Here is a 5182-nt window from a genome sequence, read left to right as displayed (position 1 = left end):
AAAAAAGTTGTAAAAAGTTTAAATTTTTTAAAAAAAGGTGTTGCATTTTGATTGGAGGATGCGTATTATATGTCTTCACCGGCTGACGAGTGATGTTAACGGTGAGAAGCTAAGGCTTCAAAGATATTTAAGAGATATATTATATACAAACACTTTGTTAAAGAATTTGAGTATCAGTAGTTAGAGTCAGAATTTGAGAATTAAACTGAAGAGTTTGATCCTGGCTCAGATTGAACGCTGGTGGCATGCTTAACACATGCAAGTCGAACGGTAACAGGTCTTCGGATGCTGACGAGTGGCGGACGGGTGAGTAACGCGTAGGAATCTGCCCATTTGAGGGGGATACCAGTTGGAAACGACTGTTAATACCGCATAATATCTGTGGATTAAAGGTGGCTTAGGCTGCCGCAGATGGATGAGCCTGCGTTGGATTAGCTAGTTGGTGGGGTAAGGGCCTACCAAGGCTACGATCCATAGCTGATTTGAGAGGATGATCAGCCACATTGGGACTGAGACACGGCCCAAACTCCTACGGGAGGCAGCAGTGGGGAATATTGGACAATGGGGGAAACCCTGATCCAGCAATGCCATGTGTGTGAAGAAGGCTCTAGGGTTGTAAAGCACTTTAGTTGGGGAGGAAAGCCTATAAGTTAATAGCTTGTAGGAAGGACGTTACCCAAAGAATAAGGACCGGCTAACTCCGTGCCAGCAGCCGCGGTAATACGGGGGGTCCGAGCGTTAATCGGAATTACTGGGCGTAAAGGGTCTGTAGGTGGTTTGTTAAGTCAGATGTGAAAGCCCAGGGCTCAACCTTGGAACTGCATTTGATACTGGCAAACTAGAGTATGGTAGAGGAATGGGGAATTTCTGGTGTAGCGGTGAAATGCGTAGAGATCAGAAGGAACACCAATGGCGAAGGCAACATTCTGGACCAATACTGACACTGAGGGACGAAAGCGTGGGGATCAAACAGGATTAGATACCCTGGTAGTCCACGCTGTAAACGATGAGTACTAGCTGTTGGATTCGGTGTAAAGGATCTAGTGGCGCAGCTAACGCGTTAAGTACTCCGCCTGGGGACTACGGCCGCAAGGCTAAAACTCAAAGGAATTGACGGGGACCCGCACAAGCGGTGGAGCATGTGGTTTAATTCGATGCAACGCGAAGAACCTTACCTGGTCTTGACATCCTGCGAACTTTCTAGAGATAGATTGGTGCCTTCGGGAACGCAGTGACAGGTGCTGCACGGCTGTCGTCAGCTCGTGTTGTGAAATGTTGGGTTAAGTCCCGCAACGAGCGCAACCCCTATTGATAGTTACCATCATTAAGTTGGGTACTCTATTGAGACTGCCGCTGACAAGGCGGAGGAAGGTGGGGACGACGTCAAGTCATCATGGCCCTTACGACCAGGGCTACACACGTGCTACAATGGGTATTACAGAGGGCTGCGAAGGTGCGAGCTGGAGCGAAACTCAGAAAGGTACTCTTAGTCCGGATTGCAGTCTGCAACTCGACTGCATGAAGTCGGAATCGCTAGTAATCGCAGGTCAGAATACTGCGGTGAATACGTTCCCGGGTCTTGTACACACCGCCCGTCACACCATGGGAGTGGGTTGCTCCAGAAGTAGATAGCTTAACGAATGGGCGTTTACCACGGAGTGATTCATGACTGGGGTGAAGTCGTAACAAGGTAGCCGTAGGGGAACCTGCGGCTGGATCACCTCCTTAACGGAAATACGAAAAAATAGAAATAAGCTCTAAATACATATTCAAGTGATTTAGCATAGTGTTTGTAGATAATATATTTTAGTGTAAATAGAATACGGGTCTGTAGCTCAGTTGGTTAGAGCGCACCCCTGATAAGGGTGAGGTCGGTAGTTCGAGTCTACTCAGACCCACCAGTAATTTTGGGGCCATAGCTCAGCTGGGAGAGCACCTGCTTTGCACGCAGGGGGTCAGCGGTTCGATCCCGCTTGGCTCCACCATATTTATTTACACGAAGATAGAGATATTTAACAATTTAGTATAGAAATAGACTTAAGAAAATAAGTGCAAGCGGTGGATGCCTTGGCATTCAGAGGCGATGAAGGACGTGTTAATCTGCGATAAGCTTCGGGGAGCTGGTAAATAAGCTTTGATCCGGAGATTTCCGAATGGGGGAACCCACCTAACACAAGTTAGGTACTCACTCGATATAGAGTGTAGAGCGAACGAGGGGAACTGAAACATCTAAGTACCCTTAGGAAGAGAAATCAATTGAGATTCCCATAGTAGTGGCGAGCGAAGTGGGAAGAGCCTGGTATGATTTAGCTGTAATTGTAGTAGAACAAGTTGGGAAGCTTGACGATAGAGGGTGATAGTCCCGTATACGAAATAATCACAGTGGAACTAAGCATACGAACAAGTAGGACGGGGCACGTGGAACCTTGTCTGAATATGGGGGGACCATCCTCCAAGGCTAAATACTCCTGAATGACCGATAGTGAACTAGTACCGTGAGGGAAAGGTGAAAAGAACCCTTATAAAGGGAGTGAAATAGAATCTGAAACCGCTTGCATACAAGCAGTAGGAGCATTATTTAGTAATGTGACTGCGTACCTTTTGTATAATGGGTCAGCGAGTTACTTTTAGTGGCGAGGATAACTGAATAAGGGATCCGTAGCGAAAGCGAGTTTTAATAGGGCGACAAGTCGCTAGGAGTAGACCCGAAACCGGCGCGATCTATCCATGGCCAGGTTGAAGGTTGGGTAATACCAACTGGAGGACCGAACCCAATACTGTTGCAAAAGTATGGGATGAGCTGTGGATCGGAGTGAAAGGCTAATCAAGCACGGAGATAGCTGGTTCTCCCCGAAAACTATTTAGGTAGTGCCTCGTGTATAACTCATTGGGGTAAAGCACTGTTTCGACAATGGGGGTTTTACGACCTTACTGACTCGATGCAAACTCAGAATACGATGAAGTTCAATCACGGGAGACACACTGCGGGTGCTAAGGTCCGCAGTGGAAAGGGAAACAGCCCAGACCGCCAACTAAGGTCCCCAAGTCATAGCTAAGTGGGAAACGAAGTGGGAAGGCCCAGACAGCCAGGAGGTTGGCTTAGAAGCAGCCACCCTTTAAAGAAAGCGTAATAGCTCACTGGTCGAGTCGGCCTGCACGTAAGATTTAACGGGGCTAAGCTATGCACCGAAGTTGCGGAATATATTTAGTATATTGGTAGGGGAGCGTTCTGTAAGCCGATGAAGGTGTGTTGAGAAGCATGCTGGAGGTATCAGAAGTGCGAATGCTGACATGAGTAACGTAAAATAAGTGAGATTCTTATTGGCCGAAAACCCAAGGATTCCTACGCAATGTTAATCAACGTAGGGTAAGCCGGCCCCTAAGGCGTAGCTGAAGAGTGAAGTCGATGGGAAACAGGTTAATATTCCTGTGCCGCTTATATGAACGAAGGAGGGACGGAGAAGGTTAGGTAGGCCTGGCGGATGGTTGTCCAGGTGAAAGTATGTAGGTAGAGGTGCTAGGCAAATCCGGCATCTTGTTGATCTGAGATACGAGACGAAGTCAAACTTGTTTGACGAAGCTATTGATACCATGCTTCCAGGAAAAGCTTCTAAGTATATTGTATAAGCGACCGTACTGTAAACCGACACTGGTGGGTAGGTAGAGAATACTAAGGCTATGAGATAACTCTGGTGAAGGAACTAGGCAAAATGACACCGTAACTTTGGAAGAAGGTGTGCCCTTGATGGTGATGAGACTTGCTCTCTGAGCTGTTGGGGGTTGCAAATACCAGGTGGCTGCGACTGTTTATCAAAAACACAGCACTCTGCTAAATCGTAAGATGAAGTATAGGGTGTGACGCCTGCCCGGTGCTGGAAGGTTAATTGAAGGGGTTAGCGCAAGCGAAGCTCTGGATCGAAGCCCCAGTAAACGGCGGCCGTAACTATAACGGTCCTAAGGTAGCGAAATTCCTTGTCGGGTAAGTTCCGACCTGCACGAATGGCGTAACGACGGCCACACTGTCTCCACCAGAGACTCAGTGAAATTGAAATCGCTGTGAAGATGCAGTGTACCCGCGGTTAGACGGAAAGACCCCGTGAACCTTTACTATAGCTTTGCACTGGACTTTGAATATTTATGTGTAGGATAGGTGGGAGACTTTGAAGCAGCTACGCCAGTAGTTGTGGAGTCGTCCTTGAAATACCACCCTTGAATATTTGAAGTTCTAACTCAGGAGAGATTCGAGGACAGTGTATGGTGGGTAGTTTGACTGGGGCGGTCTCCTCCTAAAGAGTAACGGAGGAGTACGAAGGTGCACTCGGTACGGTCGGAAATCGTGCCAAGAGTATAAAGGCAAAAGTGCGCTTGACTGCGAGAGTGACGGCTCGAGCAGGTACGAAAGTAGGTCTTAGTGATCCGGTGGTCCCGTATGGAAGGGCCATCGCTCAACGGATAAAAGGTACTCCGGGGATAACAGGCTGATTCCTCCCAAGAGTTCATATCGACGGAGGAGTTTGGCACCTCGATGTCGGCTCATCACATCCTGGGGCTGAAGCAGGTCCCAAGGGTATGGCTGTTCGCCATTTAAAGTGGTACGCGAGCTGGGTTCAGAACGTCGTGAGACAGTTCGGTCCCTATCTGCCGTGGGCGTTAGAGATTTGAGAAGAGTTGCTCCTAGTACGAGAGGACCGGAGTGAACGAACCACTGGTGTTCCGGTTGTTTCGCCAGAAGCATTGCCGGGTAGCTACGTTCGGAAGGGATAACCGCTGAAAGCATCTAAGCGGGAAGCCTCCTTCAAGATTAGATCTCTCTGATGAAAATCAGTAAGGAACGTTGGAGACTACGACGTTGATAGGCTGGGTGTGGAAGTACAGCAATGTATGAAGCTTACCAGTACTAATGATCCGAGAGACTTAAGTCTATTTCTATGCTGAATTGTTAAATATCTTTATAAGATATATTATCCAAAACACAGTTTTGGCGATAATAGCTTGTAGGAACCACCTGATCCCATTCCGAACTCAGAAGTGAAACTACAATACGCCGATGATAGTCTGGCAATGCCCAGGTGAAAGTAGGTAATCGCCATCTTATTACATCAAAGTCTTATCGTGATAAGCAATACAAAAAGCCTCATAGAAATATGGGGCTTTTGTGTTTATATACTTACCAAATTAAAAA

2 tRNA genes and 3 rRNA genes are annotated in these 5182 nt (G+C 47.5%); all 5 read left to right on the top strand.

Annotated features, from left to right (window positions below):
* The first annotated feature begins 202 nt into the window (after positions 1-202).
* The 5 genes from FTPG_RS00185 (at position 203) to rrf (ending at position 5092) form a co-directional block, all read left to right on the top strand.
* Positions 203-1728 (top strand): 16S ribosomal RNA (locus FTPG_RS00185).
* A gap of 96 nt (positions 1729-1824) precedes the next feature.
* A tRNA-Ile gene (locus FTPG_RS00180) sits at positions 1825-1901 on the top strand.
* A gap of 8 nt (positions 1902-1909) precedes the next feature.
* Positions 1910-1985 (top strand) — tRNA-Ala (locus FTPG_RS00175).
* A 50-nt stretch (positions 1986-2035) separates the two neighbouring features.
* Positions 2036-4922: ribosomal RNA gene (locus FTPG_RS00170) — 23S ribosomal RNA — on the top strand.
* A gap of 55 nt (positions 4923-4977) precedes the next feature.
* Positions 4978-5092: ribosomal RNA gene (rrf, locus tag FTPG_RS00165) — 5S ribosomal RNA — on the top strand.
* The 16S, 23S and 5S rRNA genes sit together here with 2 tRNA genes alongside, the layout of an rRNA operon.
* The last annotated feature ends 90 nt before the right edge of the window (positions 5093-5182 follow it).

It is taken from the genome of Francisella philomiragia subsp. philomiragia ATCC 25015 (assembly GCF_000156715.1).
In the GTDB taxonomy this organism is placed as follows: Bacteria; Pseudomonadota; Gammaproteobacteria; order Francisellales; family Francisellaceae; genus Francisella; species Francisella philomiragia.
The sequence above is the reverse complement of the archived record's forward strand: the minus strand, read 5'-3'. Positions and strand labels throughout refer to the sequence as shown.